This is a genomic window from Planococcus antarcticus DSM 14505 (genome assembly GCF_001687565.2).
GTDB lineage: Bacteria > Bacillota > Bacilli > Bacillales_A > Planococcaceae > Planococcus > Planococcus antarcticus.
In genome coordinates, this window is sequence record NZ_CP016534.2 from 1,656,790 (window position 1) to 1,672,978 (window position 16,189).

Below are 16,189 nucleotides of genomic sequence, written 5' to 3' on the forward strand. Positions count from 1 at the left end.
TCAGCTTTTTATGATTTTCATTAGTCATAAAAAGGGAAGGTTCGGAGCAAATCAGCAAAGTCCTTTAAAGAAACGTCATAGTGAAAACATAAAAAAACACTCAGTCTTAAGCTACATGAACGTTATCCTATAGACTCCGAATTAGTGTGATTTCTGGTATATTACAAGCAGGATACTATCTAAAAGTAAGAGCATAATCTGTCGCAAAGTTATTTAAGCCCAATCTATTTACATTATCGATGAACTCTACTATACTTTTGTAATGTAAATCGTAATCATTATTAATTAGAAACGAGGCGACATAATGGTTACGCCATTAATTGACATTAAAGAAATTAGTTTTGAATATGAACAAACAAAAGCGCTCCATAACATTTCCATGAAAGTAGAGGAAGGTGATTTTCTGGCGATTTTGGGTCCGAACGGTTCCGGGAAATCAACTTTACTGAAAATTATGCTGGGGCTCATGAAGCCCAGCAAAGGAACAATAGAGCTTTTTGGTGTAGATGCGAAAAATTTTAAGAACCGTGAATGGATCGGCTATGTATCCCAAAAATCCAATTCATTTAATGTCGGCTTTCCAGCGACCGTAAAAGAAGTTGTAGCAGGTGGCCTAGCCAAGAAAACTGGATTGTTCCACCGTTTGCCAAAATCCACTCACCAACAAGTGACAGAAGCGCTAGAAGCGGTCGGCATGCAAGATTTTATTGGTCGAAGCGTCAGCGAGCTGTCAGGTGGTCAACAGCAGCGGATTTTCATCGCTCGAGCTTTGATAGCAAAGCCGAAGATCTTGATTCTTGATGAACCGACTGTCGGTATTGACCATCAGAATGTCCAAGCCTTTTATGACATGCTTGCTTTGCTGAATCGCGAAAAGAAAATCACGCTGGTTCTGGTGACGCATGATGTCGATACGGTAACAGACCGGATTACGCACGTAGCCTGTTTAAACCAGACCATTCATTTCCACGGATTTAAAGAACAGCTTCACACAATGAGCGATGAGCAGCGTGAAGCATGGTACGGTCATTCTGTCCGAAAAATTCACCATATCGGAGGAAGCCATGCATGATTCAAGCTATATTGTCTTATGAATTTTTACAGAACGCTTTTGCAGCCGGTTTGATCATTGGAGTCATCGCGCCTCTTCTCGGCGTGTTTATCGTTGTCCGCAGGCTCTCCTTGATTGCAGATGCTTTAAGCCATGTGACACTTGCAGGAATCGCGGGGAGCCTTTATTTGAGCCAGAGTGTCGCTTCATTGGCGCTGTTGAACCCTTTGTTTCTCGGAATTGCGGCGTCAGTTGCCGGTTCGGTGCTGATTGAACGCTTGAGAAGCCTATACAAGCATTACGAGGAATTGGCCATTCCGATCATTTTGTCGGCAGGTATCGGCTTTGGCGCTATTTTCATTTCCTTGGCGCAAGGCTTCTCCAATGACTTGTTCGGCTATTTGTTTGGATCGGTTTCTGCAGTCAGTAGGGAAGATTTGCTGATTGTTGCAGGAATCGCAATTGTTGTGCTGGCATTCATCTATTTCTTTTTCAAGGAATTATTTGTTCTGTCTTTTGATGACGAGTATGCCAGAGCTTCCGGGTTACCCGCTAAATGGATTCATTTCATGTTCATGATCGTCACGGCATTGGTCATTGCCGGATCTATGCGTATCGTTGGTATTTTGCTGGTGTCGTCATTGATGACGATTCCAGTTGCAACCGCTATGAGGGTAACGAAAAGCTTTAAGCAAACCATTGTTCTGTCCATCGTTTTTGGTGAAGTTTCCGTCATCACTGGCCTTGTTACTGCTTTTTATTTTGATTTGGCACCGGGTGGTACAATCGTAGTTACGTCCATTTTCCTGTTACTCTTGGTCATCTCTTATAAAAAGATCATGGTTTCACTTAAAAAAGGAGCGATCGCATGAATTTAACCAATGCATGGAATATCCTGAAAGACAAAGGTTATAAAGAAACTTCAAAACGCAATCAGATTTTGGAGTTGTTTTCCAATGACGACCGCTATTTGACGGCACGGGATTTACTAGATGTTATGCAGAAAGAATACCCTAGCATGAGCTATGACACGGTGTATCGGAATCTGGCGACTTTCGTATCTCTGGGTATTTTGGAGGAAACGGAATTGTCGGGTGAGCGCCATTTCCGTATGCAATGCGAAAGCGATCACCATCATCATCATTTCATTTGCATGGACTGCGGCAAAATAAAAGAAATTCCGGTCTGTCCCATGGATATGTTGGGAGCTGCTTTACCAGCATACGAGATCGCCAACCATAAATTCGAGATCTATGGAAAATGTCCAGAATGCAAATAAAAGCGAGAGTGGATTTTTCCACTCTCGCTTTTATGCGTTTTGAACGGTTATTTGCCGCTCAATGTCTTTTGGATGCTGAATTCATTCTTTACCCATTCGTTCGCTTCTAGCCAATCATAGACTCGGATGACTTTGTTGGGAATCGGCTGACGATTGTAAGGGGTATCGAACAGTAAAACAGGTATGTCCAACTCTTCAGCAATTTCCACGGCATTATCGTGTTTATCTTCGAAGAACAGATGGACATTATGGCGCTTCGCTGTTTCGATTTTCTTGTGCGAACCGATCAGTTCGATGTGGTCATAGGCGATGGCATGTTCCGCAAACCAATCAAATGTGACGTCACGGACATTATCGCCTCTAGCGGAAATGTAATACAGTTCGTATTGGTCTTTCCAGTTGTTCAAGATCTTCTTAGCATTTTCAGAAACAGGAGAAGCCGCATAAATCCGCGGCTCGGAATCCCGGAACCAGGAATAAAATTCACTCTGCGTCAAATGGGGAAGAGCAGCAGTTAAATCGTATTCCTTAATATCATCTAGTGTCAATTCGCTGTTGAATTTTTCATTAATGTGAGGAATCAGTGATGTCGGAGAAGTCACTGTTCCATCGATATCTATTCCAAAACGGTATCTCATCTGTTCACAACCTTAGGCTTGTAGTTCTTCTAGTTCTTTTTTCTCTGCAGCTTGTTTGGCGAAATAGGCCTCAGCTAATTTGTCGATTTCGATTTTCAATTCTTCGACCATTGTCGCTTCAGGAACTTTACGGACAGTTTTGCCATTCATAAACAGCAATCCTTCTCCTCGAGCACCGGCAATGCCGATATCTGCTTCACGCGCTTCACCGGGACCGTTTACCGCACAACCCAAAACGGCTACTTTTAATGGCGCTTTGATGTGGGAAATGTATTCTTCCACTTCATTAGCAATGGAAATCAAGTCAATTTCAATGCGTCCGCACGTCGGGCATGAAATCAACGTTGCAGCGTTTGAAGAAAGACCGAATATCTTCAGCATTTCACGGGCCACTTTAACTTCCTCAACAGGATCCGCACTCAACGATACACGCAGCGTGTTGCCGATGCCTTTAGCGAATAATGCGCCAAGGCCAGCAGCACTTTTCACAGTACCTGAGAACAACGTACCGGATTCTGTGATCCCTAAATGCAGTGGATAGTCGAATGCTTTAGAAGCCAGTTCATAAGCTTCGACGGCCAGGCTGACATCCGATGCTTTCAATGAAACAATGATGTCGTGGAAATCAAGGTCTTCCAGGATTTTAATGTGATGAAGAGCACTTTCGACCATGCCTTCAGCCGTTGGATAGCCATATTTTTCAAGGATTTTACGTTCCAATGAACCGGCGTTGACACCGATGCGAATCGGGATGCCTTTAGCTTTTGCAGCATTGACAACAGCTTCCACTTTTTCGCGGCGTCCGATGTTGCCGGGGTTGATACGGATTTTATCTGCACCCTGTTCAATGGCTATCAAGGCCAATTTATAATCAAAATGAATATCCACTACTAATGGTATATGGATGCGTTCTTTGATGGCGCCAATCGAATAAGCTGCGCGTTCGTCAGGACAGGCTACACGGACGATTTGGCAACCCGCTTCTTCCAACCGTAAAATTTCAGCAACCGTCGCTTCCACATCGTGGGTTTTGGTGGTTGCCATACTTTGTATAAATAATTCATTACTGCCGCCAATCGTCAAATCTCCGACTTTTACGGGGCGTGTGTTTGAACGGTGTGTCATTTCGCTCATGAAAAAACCTCTCCTTTTTAATGATGGCCAGTTCTATCGGCTCACCTATCTTTGTCCAACAATTCCCGGGTCTTCCGAAAGTTGTCGGTTCAATTCCATTACCTATAGCTATTTTAGCAGTGTAGCGCTCGAAAAGACAAGAAAGACGGCTGATTACTGGCTTTCTTTACATTAAATTTACCTTAGGATTATTTCTTTTGCAGTGGTGGTTTTTTGGGATAATAGCCGATCGCCAAATACAAATAGAGGAGAGTCAACAGGCTGGTGGCTAATGAGACGCTGAAGCCCAAGTTAAAGAAACTTAAAACAAATGTCAGTAATGTCGGAACTGTGACACTGAGAGAAGTGGTTCTCCACAAATGGCGATATTCACCTCGGCGCTTTCTGGCGTTCAAGATTACTAAGGCGATCAGGGCAAACAAACTGATTTTGATAAAATGATAAAGCGTAGTGAAAACAAACAAAAAAACCAAAGCGAACGGATACAGCAGCCATTCAATTTCCTCCATAAATTCTACGAGTCCAGCCATACTGCTGGTGGCATCACCTAAACCGAAAATCCATTCGATAAAAGAGACAATTGTCAAAAGACCTACAAAGACAAAGATAAACTGCATGATCTTGCCGATTGTCATAATACGGACGGCTGCCTGTCTTTTAGGTTCCATTAAACTCGCTTTGAATAATTGGTATATATTCACGTTCATCTTCCTTTCATCTATATAATAATCGTACCACGCCGGCAGAAGAAAAAAACGGCGCTTTGTTACGGGAATGTAAATTTTCAATAAAGGTGTTTACAAAATCTTAGTAAACTATTCATAATAGGTTAGGTGCGAATATGAAAATTTAGGAGTTGAATAAGTATCGTGGAAATGAACTGGCAAGAAATCCTCTTTTCCTTTTTCGGCGGATTAGGGATTTTCCTATTTTCAATTAAGTTTATGGGTGATGCTTTGCAGAAAGCTGCAGGCGACAAACTTCGAGACATTCTGGACCGTTTTACAACCAACCCATTCATGGGTGTTCTGGTCGGGATTATCGTTACCATCTTAATTCAATCGAGTTCAGGTACTACCGTTATTGTAGTTGGTTTGGTAAGTGCCGGATTTATGACATTGAGACAGGCAATTGGTGTCATTATGGGTGCTAACATCGGAACCACGGTCACAGCCTTTATCATCGGGCTGGATGTAGGAGCTTACGCTTTACCGATTATGGCAGTCGGGGCCGCAATGATTTTCTTTATCAAGAAAAATCAGATACAAAACATCGGACAGGTTATTTTCGGCTTCGGTGGTCTCTTCTACGGAATGGAATTGATGAGCGGCGGCATGAAGCCGCTGCGCGAATTGCCAGCCTTTATCGACATGACGGTAAGCTTGAGTGAGTTTCCGATTCTTGGAGTTGTCGTCGGAACGGTCTTTACGTTGATTGTTCAGAGTTCTAGTGGAACGGTGGCGATTCTGCAAGGGCTTTACGCTGAGAATATCCTCACACTGGGTGCCTCATTGCCGGTACTCTTCGGTGACAACATCGGTACGACTATCACAGCTGTTCTTGCAGCATTGGGTACTTCGATTGCAGCGCGCCGTGCAGCAGCAGTCCATGTACTATTCAATATTGTCGGTTCGGTACTCTTTTTGATTTTGCTAATTCCTTTTACTGCGTACGTGGAGTGGATTTCGGGTGTACTGGCATTGGAACCGAAAATGCAGATTGCCTTTGCCCACGGTTCATTTAACGTAGCGAACACAATTATTCAATTTCCATTAATAGGTGCTTGGGCTTATCTAGTGACGAAAGCCATTCCAGGTGAAGAAGTTTTGGTCGAATTTAAACCAAAGCATCTGGATATCCACTTTATCGAACAATCACCTTCGATTGCGCTGGGGCAGGCAAAAGAAGAAATTTTGCGCATGGGCGAATATTCAGTCCAGGGGCTGCAGGAAACCTATGCATATTTGATGACGAAGAGCAAAAAGAATGCAGAAATGGGTTACCAGCTGGAAGATGCCATCAATAATCTAGACAGCAAAATCACCGATTATCTGGTTTTGATTTCAGCAGAATCCATTTCAGCAGCGGATTCGACACGCCATACGATGCTGATGGAAACAGTCCGGGATATTGAACGGATTGGAGACCATTTCGAAAACATCATTGAGCTGGTCGATTACCAGGAAAACAATAAGGTGAAAATCACGGAAGATGCAATGGAAGATTTAACGGAAATGTTTACCTTAACCATTGCAACGGTCCAAAAAGCGCTTAACGCGTTGAATACGACCAGCCATGAATTGGCTCGTGAAGTAGCCGAACAAGAAGATCTGATCGACAAGATGGAACGCAAATTCCGCAAAAAGCACATCTTGCGCTTGAATGAGGGTATCTGTACGGGACAAGCCGGAATCGTTTTTGTCGATATCGTCAGCAACCTGGAACGTATCGGAGACCACTCAGTAAATATTGCAGAAGCAATTCTAGGAAACCGCGCTTGATAAAAGAAAAGCGGAAGCGCCTGTACAGAACCGACAGGCTTAAGACAGGTTACCGAAGCGGCGTTTTGTGCCGCACAGGTAAGCGGACTTAAGACCCCGAGGTTCTAGGCGCTGCAGCTGGCCACAGAGTGACTAATGATCCGAAAAGTTGTACGCTGTGCAGTAAACGAAAAACACAAATAAAGCTCTCTTTCCTCCCGCTTTACATTTTAAAAAATGTAAGGCACGATGGAAGAGAGCTTTACTTATAGGGAGGGGTACAGATGGAAATTATCGGCTGGATTGTTATCCTGCTTTGCTTCGTTATCGGTTTTATCGGTTTGGTTTACCCAATTATTCCCGCAGTCTTGTTTGTTTTCGGCGGCTTTATTATGTATGGGTTGTTTTTCAGTTTCAGCGATCTGCCTTGGTGGTTCTGGGCGATTCAAAGCCTGTTCGTCATTTTGTTATTTGGCGCAGATGCCATTGCTAATGCCTTCGGCGTCAAAAAATTCGGCGGCTCTCGAGCCGGACTTTGGGGCAGTACAGTCGGCCTGATCATCGGTCCTTTTGTTATACCGATCATCGGCATTTTAATCGGTCCCTTCCTTGGCGCAATCATTGCGGAGATTCTTTTTAATAAATCGTCACTGAAAAAGTCAGTCATGTCAGGAATTGGTTCAGTTGTCGGGTTTATCACTTCTGTCTTTACGAAAGGAATTATTCAAGTTGTTATGGTTGCCATTTTCTTCTTTACGATCTAAATTTGTGCAGTTCCAGAGTTCCACGTGCTGTTAAATCAGGATAAATCAGTCAAAGGTCTGAATAACAAGATTTACCGTGCGTTATGTTTGTGTAGGTGTGAAAATTTTGATAGGCTAAGAAGGTAGACCAATAGACTCAAGGAGGAATTTGATCATGGCATATGAATTACCGGAATTACCTTACGCGTATGACGCACTTGAACCGCATATCGACAAGGAAACGATGAATATTCACCACACAAAACACCATAACACGTACATCACGAACGTAAATGCGGCTTTAGAAGGCCACGATGATCTTGCTTCAAAATCAGTAGAAGAATTGATTGCTGATTTGGATGCAGTTCCTGAATCTGCGCGTACTGCAGTCCGCAACAACGGCGGAGGACACGCTAACCATTCGTTATTCTGGAAGCTTTTATCTCCAAGCGGTGGGGGCAACCCGACAGGCGCTTTAGGCGAAGCTATCAACAGCAAGTTCGGAAGCTTTGACGAATTCAAAGAGAAATTCGCTGCTGCCGGCAAAACTCGTTTTGGTTCAGGCTGGGCTTGGCTTGTTCTTTCAAACGGAGAACTAGAAATTACTTCAACTCCTAACCAAGACTCTCCATTGATGGAAGGTAAGACACCTTTACTTGGACTTGATGTATGGGAGCACGCCTACTACTTGAAATACCAAAACAAACGCCCAGATTACATTAATGCATTCTGGAACGTAGTGAATTGGGAAGAAGCTTCTAATCGTTACGAAACAGCAAAATAATTGTCAATAATTGAAACCTTACACACACTTTTTCGTCCGAAAAAGTGTGTGTGTTTTTTTATGTGATGATATACTGTTAAGTGGATATTTTTACGAAAGGAGCAAACTTCTCATGAAACCACCTCAAAAAAGACGCGTTTCACTTGCGAGAGTAAAACTGCAGTCCAACACTGTCTTTCGGATGAATATCCTCTTTTTTACTATTTTCCTCTTGTTTTCTGTGCTAATTCTCCGTTTAGGGTTTCTTCAAATCGTTAAAGGCGAAGACTATGCGCGTGCCATTGCCAGAACGGAAGAAGTCCCCGTCAACACCAGTGTGCCAAGAGGCCGCATCTTCGACAGTGCAGGCCGCATTCAAGTCGACAATACACCGGTCAATGCGATTACCTATACGGCGATGCAAACAACCAAAAGAGAAGAAATGATGACTGTAGCAAAGGAATTGGCCAAACTGATCGAAAAAGATGATGACAAAGTGACGCTTCGGGATAAACAGGATTTTTATATACAATTAAATACTGAAAGTGCAAGTAAAAAAGTGACAGATGATGAAAAAACCGCAATTGCCGCTGAAGCTATTACAGAAAAAGAAAAGCAGCGCAAACTGGACGCACTGGTCAGAGAGAAAATCACGGAAGAAGAGCTAGCTAGTTTAAGCGCTGAAGATCTAGAAATACTGGCTATTTACCGCGAAATGACTTCCGGTTATGCATTGGCTCCTCAGATGATTAAAAACGAAGATGTTACAGCTGAAGAGTTTGCTCGCGTTTCAGAACGCCTGACCGACCCGAACCTCAAAGGCGTCAACACGATGACGGACTGGAAACGGGTCAAATCGAGCGACTTGACGATACTCGGAAGCACGACAACTCCGGAAACTGGAATACCTGCCAATAAACTTGACTATTACTTGGCTCGTGATTATTCACGGAATGACCGTGTCGGCACCAGCTTTTTGGAGCAGCAGTATGAAGAAGTGCTGCAGGGACAAAAGTCGGTCGTCAAAAACGTCACGGATGGCAGAGGCAGCGTCATCGAAACCATTCCTGTAGATGAAGGAGAAGCCGGCAAAGACCTGGTTCTTTCAATCGATAGCGAATTGCAGAGTGAACTGGAAAAAATTGTGGAAGATAAATTGTTGCAACTAAAAGCTGGACCGAGCTCGAAATTGGTAAAAGATGCCTACTTGGTCATGATGGATCCCCAGACAGGAGAAGTCCTTTCTATGGTAGGCAAGCGTCTTGGTAAAGATGAAGACGGCAAGCAAGTCATCAATGACTATGCTTTCGGCACATTCACAGCTTCTCATGAAATGGGGTCGACCGTTAAAGGTGCGACACTGCTGACCGGCTATACCGAAGGCGCAGTAGAGTTGGGTGAAGTCCAAATAGACGAACCCTTAAAGTTTGCCGGAACATCCCAAAAGAATTCCATTTTTAATACGCAATTATTCAACCGTATTCCGATGACGGATTTAATGGCCATCGAACGCTCTTCCAATGTCTACATGTTTAAAATTGCCATGAAGATCGCAGGAGCGGAATATCAATATAACCGGGGTCTTTATGTGGCACCGGAAAGTTTCGCCACAATGCGCAATTCATTTGCGCAATTCGGACTTGGCGTCAAAACAGGCATCGACTTGCCGAACGAAGCAACAGGTTATATGGGCGGCACCACTCCTGGTTCCATGCTGCTCGATTTGGCAATTGGGCAGTTTGATACGTATACGCCGCTTCAACTGGCTCAGTATATCTCGACGATTGCCAATGATGGATACCGGATGGAGCCGCATGTCGTCAAAGAAATTCGAGCAGCTTCTAGAGACGGGGAGACGCTTGGTCCGATTGAAACAATTGTAGAGCCCGAAATCCTGAATCGCATCAATAATACACAGGAAGAAATCGATCAGGTTCAGACGGGAATGCGCAATGTGTATATTGGAAATTCTGGATCAGCGCGTGGCCAATTCAGTGATGCACCTTATACAGCAGCCGGAAAAACCGGGACAGCTGAAGTGTATTTCTTTGAAAAAGACCATGAAATGAACGGGCAATATGCCATCAACATCGCGCATGTCGGCTACGCACCGTATGACAACCCGGAAATTGCTTATGCTGTGGTGATTCCGTATGTCACAACTGATCCGGAAAACGTTCCGAGAGCCAACAACGAAATCGCCCGCGCGGCGGCTGATAAATACTTCGAGTTGAAAAACAAAGAAGCACAATCAGCTTCTAATTTAATAAAAGCACCTTACAGCAATTCAGTAGTGATAGAAGGCGAATAAAACTAAGCTCCAAGGAAGTTCTCTTTACGAGAAATCTCCTTTGGAGCTTTTTTTATGAGGAATAGGCTATTTACAATTTCTTAACATTGTCTTTATATGTCCTCAACAAACACTCTTTATAGTTGAAAAGGTAAACAAACATAAACTTTAGGGGGAAACAACGCAATGAGAAATTGGAAATTTGCAATGGCATCTACTATTCTTGGTTCGGCTTTAATTCTTGGTGCATGTGGCGGCACAGAAGAGTCAGGCGATACTGGTTCAGAAACAGAAGAAACAGGTTCAGATACGGCTGGAGAAGAAGAAGCAGTTGTTGAAGGATCTGTAATAGGTGACGGATCTTCTACCGTAGCACCGATCCTAGAAGGCATCGTTGAAGAATATGCCGGAGCTCAGCCGGATGTTCAAGTTACAGTAGGTGTTTCAGGCACGGGTGGCGGATTTGAAAAGTTCATCCAAGGCGAAACAGATTTCTCTAACGCTTCACGTCCTATAAAAGAAGAAGAAGCCGCCGCGCTTGAAGAAGCCGGAATCGAGTATACAGAATTCCTATTGGCTTATGATGGCCTGTCAGTAGTAGTCAACCAGGAAAACGACTTTGTAGATAATCTTACAGTCGAACAACTGAAGAAACTATGGGTGGAAGATGGTACAACGAAAATGTGGTCGGACATCGATCCTGAATGGCCTGATGAAGAAATTGTCTTCTATGCACCAGGAACTGCTTCAGGAACTTACGATTACTTTAACGAAGTGATTCTTGAAGAAGAAGATATTGTCAGCTCGGCGACTCTTTCAGAAGATGACAATACTTTGGTGCAGGGAATCCAGGGCAGCCCGAACTCAATCGGATTCTTCGGTTACGCGTACTATATAGCAAACCAGGATACATTAAAATTAGTTCCAATCGAAGGAATTGAGCCGAATACTGAGACAATCGAGTCTGGTGAGTATGCGCCATTATCACGTCCACTATTCGTTTATGCGAAAAACTCGGCAATTAGCGAAAATGAAGCAGCATATGATTTCATGCAATACACAATTGAAAACGCCGGAGCTATGGCAGAAGCAGTTGGGTATGTGGCATTGAATGAAGAAGATTATGAAGCTGGCTTAGCCGATCTTGAAGCTTTAAAAGAATAAACAACTAACAGTTTATTCCAGTCTCAGGGTGAGCAGCCACTGCTCACCTTTTGCGGTTGAAAGGGGATTCTATATGCGACCATCTGTGCAGGAAATGATCGCGCAGTCGAGAGGCAAGAGGAACAAGAAAGTAATCGAAAAAATCATTCCAATCATTTTATTTTTGATTGCTTCTGTTTCAGTTTTGACATCCATCGGGATTGTCTTAACATTGATTTTTGAAACCATCACATTCTTTACACGCGTTCCGTTTTTTGATTTCATTACAGGCACAACCTGGCTGCCATTTTCCAATAACGAAGCTCAGTTCGGCATTTGGCCTTTGATCATCGGCACGCTGAAAATAACAGTAATTGCGATTATTGTAGCGGTGCCAATCGGGATTTCAGCGGCGATTTACTTGAGTGAATATGCCAGCGAAAATGTCCGGCGTGTTGTAAAACCCGTACTTGAAGTACTGGCGGGTGTTCCCACAATCGTCTATGGTTTCTTCGCATTGACATTTGTGACACCGGTGCTTCAGGCAGTATTTCCGGAAATTAAAATCTTTAACGCGATTTCTCCCGGAATCGTCGTCGGTATCATGATCATTCCGATGATTGCCTCTTTGTCGGAGGATGCCATGTCTTCTGTCCCGAAAAGCATTCGTGAAGGGGCATTGGCAATGGGTTCGACAAAGTTTGAAGTGGCGTGGAAAATTACCATGCCAGCCGCACTTTCGGGAATTGTGGCCTCGGTTGTCCTGGCCGTATCTAGAGCGATCGGAGAGACTATGATCGTGTCGCTTGCTGCAGGCTCGACACCAAGATTCGACGGAGACTTTACCGGCTCGATCCAAACGATGACAGCCTACATTGTCCAAGTATCAAAAGGGGATGCCGGATACGGAACGACTATCTACTATTCCATATACGCGGTAGGATTTACCCTTTTCCTCTTTACCATGGCTATGAACATCCTTGCCGGCTACGTATCCAAACGTTTCAGGGAGGAATACTAATATGAGATATATCGAACAACAAACAGTAGTCAAACGGATGAATGGCAGATTGATTGCCAACGCCATCTTCAAATATATCTTCCTTGCTGCTACGTTACTGGCATTATTGGCATTGGTCATTTTGCTTTACCGGATCGTCACGCAGGGAGCAGGATATTTATCGATTGATTTCCTGACTAATTTTGCTTCGCGTTTCCCGGATCAGGCCGGTATTAAAGCGGCGCTGGTCGGCTCGTTATGGCTGATGACGGTTGTCGCACCGACGTCGATTATCTTAGGTGTTGGATCGGCAATCTACTTGGAAGAATACGCAAAACAAAATCACATCACCAGCTTTATCCGAATGAATATCTCAAACCTGGCAGGCGTTCCGTCAGTAGTGTTCGGATTGCTCGGATTGACCATATTTGTTCGTGCAATGGCATTAGGCAACAGCATTTTAGCTGCGGGCTTCACAATGAGTTTATTGATCCTGCCAGTCATTATTGTTGCTTCACAGGAAGCGATTCGCGCAGTTCCGGGTGAACTTCGTGACGCCTCCTACGGCATGGGCGCCACTAAATGGCAGACTATCCTCAAAATCATCCTCCCAGCGGCCATTCCGGGAATTTTGACGGGAAGCATTTTGGCTCTGTCACGCGCTATCGGGGAAACAGCGCCACTGATCGTCATCGGTGTTCCGGTCATTATTCAATTTTTACCGGAAGGAGTCTTGGACACATTCACTGCTCTGCCAATGCAAATCTATGATTGGTCAAGCAGGCCGCAGCAAGAGTTCCAAGCGGTAGCAGCAGCTGGAATCATCGTATTGATGGCAGTTTTGCTGTTCATGAATTCGATTGCTGTAATTATCCGCAATAAGTTCGATAAACGCTACTAACGCAAATTATGTGGAAGGGGTTCTACAAATGACAACCATCATTACAAATAAGTCCGTATCTGGGACAACATCAGACCTAACAGTTAAAGAGACGGTTTATGAAACCAAACAGCTCAATCTTTGGTACGGCAGAAACCATGCGTTAAAGAATATTGATCTGGAAATCATGGAAAATGAAGTAACCGCTATTATCGGACCTTCGGGATGCGGTAAATCGACATACATCAAGACTTTGAACCGTATGGTTGAATTGGTGACATCAGTCAAGACATCTGGTGAAATCCTCTACCGCGGACGCAATATCTTCGATCAGGATTACGGAGTGGAAGAGCTTCGGACACGTGTTGGCATGGTTTTCCAAAAGCCGAATCCGTTCCCGAAATCCATTTATGACAATGTCGCATACGGTCCACGGATCCACGGCATCAAAAATAAGAAGATCCTTGATGAAATCGTTGAAAAAAGTTTGCGTGGAGCAGCCATTTGGGAGGAAGTAAAAGACCGCCTGAATGAAAACGCCTATAGTATTTCAGGAGGTCAGCAGCAACGGATTTGTATTGCCCGGGCACTGGCGATTGAACCGGATGTCATCTTGATGGATGAGCCAACATCGGCACTGGATCCCATTTCGACACTGAAAGTGGAAGAGTTGGTCCAGGAGCTGAAGAAAGATTACAGCATTATTATCGTGACGCACAATATGCAGCAAGCAGCACGGATTTCAGATAAAACAGCTTTCTTTTTGAATGGAGAAGTGGTTGAGTTTGACCACACCGATAACATCTTTTCAAACCCTTCCGACAAACGGACGGAAGATTATATTTCAGGGCGATTCGGTTGATGGAAGGAGGCGGAACTTTTGTCCGTACGTGAAAAATTTGATTTCGAACTGAATTCTGCACAAGAGCAATTAATTGATTTGAGTACCATGGCGGTTAACGCCTTAAATAAATCGATGGAAGCGCTGATCAATCAGGACGTGGATGCAGCACTTGAAGTAATCGAAGATGATAAAGACATCAATCAGCTGGAAGAATTCATCAATGATCGAGTGATCTTGTTGATAGCCAAGCAATCGCCGGTTGCCACCGATTTGAGACGTCTCGTTGTGACCATTAAAGTGGCGTCAGATATGGAACGCGTGGGAGATTACGCGGTCAATATCGCAAAAGAGACCATCCGCATTGGCAACCAGCAGCTGTTGCCTCAAATCGGTCAGATCCAACAGATGCAAAAATTGGCTGTTGCCATGCTGCGCCAGGTCATCGATGCGTTTGTTGAAGAAGATGTCGTCAAAGCAAAAGAGATTGCTGAACTAGACGACCAGGTGGACGAATTATACGGCGATGTAATCCGTAAGTTGATGCGTGCGGGTGGAGAAAATCCGGACAGGCTCAGCCAAATTACACAATTGGCGTTTATCAGCCGTTATATGGAACGTTCTGCCGATCATGCCACCAACATCGCTGAACAATTGTTTTATTTGGTTCGGGGACAGCATTACGACCTGAATAAATAAAATAGCATTTCATTCCGCGGGGGTAAGCCTCTGTACTGTCAGTAAATCACAGTCTTTTGGGAGTGAAAAAATGAGTGCCGAAAGCTTTTAAGCTCTCGGCACTCATTTTAATTTAGAAAGGTTCAATTAAATGGATTTTTACAGTAGACTTTACGGCTGAATATGCTATAATAATTAAGTCGTATAGATCACGCTTATTTACAAATGATCTTTGAAAGAATTAGGAGGGATACCGATGCGTGTTAACATCACTTTAGCTTGTACAGAATGTAGCGAACGTAACTACAGCACTGTTAAAAATAAGCGCAACAACCCTGAGCGTCTTGAAATGAAAAAATATTGCTCACGTGAAAAGAAAATGACAGTACACCGCGAAACGAAGTAATTCATTGATTGCCAAAACCTATTCGGGTTTTGGCTTTTTTCTTTGTAAAGGAGTTGATGCTGATATGGATAAAGTTATGCAGCGAAAAAAAGTGCTCGCTATGCTCAATCAAATGACATTAGAAGAATATAGAAAAAAGTCGGAAACGGTTATCAGCCGTTTGTTGGAGGATCCAGTATTTGTGGAAGCAGACACTATCGGCATGACACTTTCTGCTTTCCCAGAAGTCGATACGTTCCGCTTGCTTGAAATATGCTGGGCGGCGGGCAAAAAAGTAGCCACACCGAAATGCCATCCCGCGAGTCGAGGCATGGATTTCCGGGTGATCGAACACAAGGATCAATTGGAAGTTGTCTATATGAAATTACAAGAGCCGATTGTCTCAACAACAACATACGTAAAACCGAATGCTATCGATTTATTGATCGTACCGGGTGTGGTTTTTTCAAAGCAGGGTTTTAGAATCGGCTTTGGTGGAGGCTATTACGATCGTTTTTTAGCAAATTATACGGGCGCCACCCGTTCTTTAGCTTTCGATCGCCAAATCGCAGAGTCGATCCCTGTAGAATCACACGATTTGCCGGTTCAAGGCATCTATACAGAAAGTGGCTTTATCCTAACAAAGGCGGTGGATGAATGAAAAATCTATACGATGTCATGCAATTGCTAAAACGCTACGGCACCGTCATCTATACCGCTGACTACAAGGCGGATTTAGAGTTGATGGAAGATGAAGTCAAAGAACTTTACCGGTTGCAATTTATCTCCGCAAAAGAATACGCTTCTGCATTGCTTATTCTCCGTCAAAAAAAGGTGGAGTATGATAAGAAGTAAATTCGGTTAACGAAACTTTAGTCAAACTT

Annotated in this window: 18 protein-coding genes; 15 read left to right on the top strand and 3 right to left on the bottom strand. The window is 43.8% G+C overall.

What is annotated here, in order from left to right; all coding sequences use genetic code 11:
* Positions 1-304 precede the first annotated feature (304 nt).
* Genes BBH88_RS08250 through BBH88_RS08260 form a run of 3 tightly spaced genes read left to right on the top strand, consistent with a single transcriptional unit; the run spans position 305 to position 2,330 of the window.
* Positions 305-1,072: a metal ABC transporter ATP-binding protein gene (locus BBH88_RS08250; protein ID WP_006831039.1), complete on the top strand. Its 768-nt coding sequence runs from the start codon at positions 305-307 to the stop codon at positions 1,070-1,072.
* Positions 1,069-1,923 carry a metal ABC transporter permease gene (locus BBH88_RS08255; RefSeq protein ID WP_065536968.1) on the top strand — a complete coding sequence of 285 codons (855 nt, stop codon included), beginning with the start codon at positions 1,069-1,071 and terminating at the stop codon, positions 1,921-1,923. The genes BBH88_RS08250 and BBH88_RS08255 overlap by 4 nt, the downstream gene beginning before the upstream one ends.
* Positions 1,920-2,330: a Fur family transcriptional regulator gene (locus BBH88_RS08260; RefSeq protein ID WP_006831037.1), complete on the top strand. Its 411-nt coding sequence runs from the start codon at positions 1,920-1,922 to the stop codon at positions 2,328-2,330. Before BBH88_RS08255 ends, BBH88_RS08260 begins: the two co-directional genes overlap by 4 nt.
* A 47-nt stretch (positions 2,331-2,377) precedes the next feature.
* Here BBH88_RS08260 and BBH88_RS08265 read toward each other — a convergent pair whose 3' ends face one another.
* The 3 genes from BBH88_RS08265 to BBH88_RS08275 all read right to left on the bottom strand — a co-directional run bounded on the left by BBH88_RS08265 (position 2,378) and on the right by BBH88_RS08275 (position 4,809).
* Entirely contained in the window at positions 2,378-2,968 is a 591-nt protein-coding gene (locus BBH88_RS08265; protein WP_006831036.1) for a hypothetical protein, read from the bottom strand.
* Between the two features lie 12 nt (positions 2,969-2,980).
* Positions 2,981-4,102: a flavodoxin-dependent (E)-4-hydroxy-3-methylbut-2-enyl-diphosphate synthase gene (ispG, locus tag BBH88_RS08270; protein ID WP_006831035.1), complete on the bottom strand. Its 1,122-nt coding sequence runs from the start codon at positions 4,100-4,102 to the stop codon at positions 2,981-2,983.
* A 188-nt stretch (positions 4,103-4,290) separates the two neighbouring features.
* The gene (locus BBH88_RS08275) at positions 4,291-4,809 is read right to left on the bottom strand and encodes a DUF1189 family protein (protein WP_065536967.1); all 519 of its coding nucleotides are present in this window, start codon (positions 4,807-4,809) and stop codon (positions 4,291-4,293) included.
* Positions 4,810-4,971: 162 nt separating this feature from the next.
* On the opposite strand from BBH88_RS08275, the gene BBH88_RS08280 reads away from it, so the two are divergent.
* The 12 genes from BBH88_RS08280 to BBH88_RS08335 all read left to right on the top strand — a co-directional run bounded on the left by BBH88_RS08280 (position 4,972) and on the right by BBH88_RS08335 (position 16,160).
* Positions 4,972-6,603 carry a Na/Pi cotransporter family protein gene (locus BBH88_RS08280; RefSeq protein ID WP_065536966.1) on the top strand — a complete coding sequence of 544 codons (1,632 nt, stop codon included), beginning with the start codon at positions 4,972-4,974 and terminating at the stop codon, positions 6,601-6,603.
* A 263-nt stretch (positions 6,604-6,866) separates the two neighbouring features.
* Positions 6,867-7,346, top strand: coding sequence for a DUF456 domain-containing protein (locus tag BBH88_RS08285; protein WP_006830476.1), 480 nt, complete (start codon positions 6,867-6,869; stop codon positions 7,344-7,346).
* Positions 7,347-7,500: 154 nt separating this feature from the next.
* Positions 7,501-8,109: a superoxide dismutase SodA gene (sodA, locus tag BBH88_RS08290; RefSeq protein WP_006830475.1), complete on the top strand. Its 609-nt coding sequence runs from the start codon at positions 7,501-7,503 to the stop codon at positions 8,107-8,109.
* A 112-nt stretch (positions 8,110-8,221) separates the two neighbouring features.
* Positions 8,222-10,399 carry a peptidoglycan D,D-transpeptidase FtsI family protein gene (locus tag BBH88_RS08295; RefSeq protein WP_065536965.1) on the top strand — a complete coding sequence of 726 codons (2,178 nt, stop codon included), beginning with the start codon at positions 8,222-8,224 and terminating at the stop codon, positions 10,397-10,399.
* A gap of 165 nt (positions 10,400-10,564) precedes the next feature.
* Positions 10,565-11,542 (top strand): PstS family phosphate ABC transporter substrate-binding protein, encoded by a 978-nt coding sequence (locus BBH88_RS08300; protein ID WP_065536964.1) that lies wholly within the window; start codon positions 10,565-10,567, stop codon positions 11,540-11,542.
* Between the two features lie 73 nt (positions 11,543-11,615).
* A complete protein-coding gene (gene pstC / locus BBH88_RS08305; protein ID WP_065536963.1) occupies positions 11,616-12,542 on the top strand; it encodes a phosphate ABC transporter permease subunit PstC in 927 nt (308 codons plus the stop codon).
* Between the two features lies 1 nt (position 12,543).
* On the top strand, positions 12,544-13,422 hold the full coding sequence (pstA, locus tag BBH88_RS08310) for a phosphate ABC transporter permease PstA (RefSeq protein ID WP_065536962.1): 879 nt from the start codon (positions 12,544-12,546) through the stop codon (positions 13,420-13,422).
* 28 nt (positions 13,423-13,450) lie between these two features.
* Positions 13,451-14,263: a phosphate ABC transporter ATP-binding protein PstB gene (pstB, locus tag BBH88_RS08315; RefSeq protein WP_006830470.1), complete on the top strand. Its 813-nt coding sequence runs from the start codon at positions 13,451-13,453 to the stop codon at positions 14,261-14,263.
* Positions 14,264-14,281: 18 nt separating this feature from the next.
* Positions 14,282-14,941, top strand: coding sequence for a phosphate signaling complex protein PhoU (phoU, locus tag BBH88_RS08320; RefSeq protein ID WP_006830469.1), 660 nt, complete (start codon positions 14,282-14,284; stop codon positions 14,939-14,941).
* Positions 14,942-15,176: 235 nt separating this feature from the next.
* Positions 15,177-15,326, top strand: coding sequence for a 50S ribosomal protein L33 (gene rpmG, locus BBH88_RS08325; RefSeq protein ID WP_006830468.1), 150 nt, complete (start codon positions 15,177-15,179; stop codon positions 15,324-15,326).
* A 64-nt stretch (positions 15,327-15,390) separates the two neighbouring features.
* On the top strand, positions 15,391-15,966 hold the full coding sequence (locus BBH88_RS08330; protein WP_065536961.1) for a 5-formyltetrahydrofolate cyclo-ligase: 576 nt from the start codon (positions 15,391-15,393) through the stop codon (positions 15,964-15,966).
* Complete coding sequence (locus BBH88_RS08335; RefSeq protein WP_006830466.1) at positions 15,963-16,160, top strand: YqgQ family protein; 198 nt, start codon at positions 15,963-15,965, stop codon at positions 16,158-16,160. Before BBH88_RS08330 ends, BBH88_RS08335 begins: the two co-directional genes overlap by 4 nt.
* Positions 16,161-16,189 lie beyond the last annotated feature (29 nt).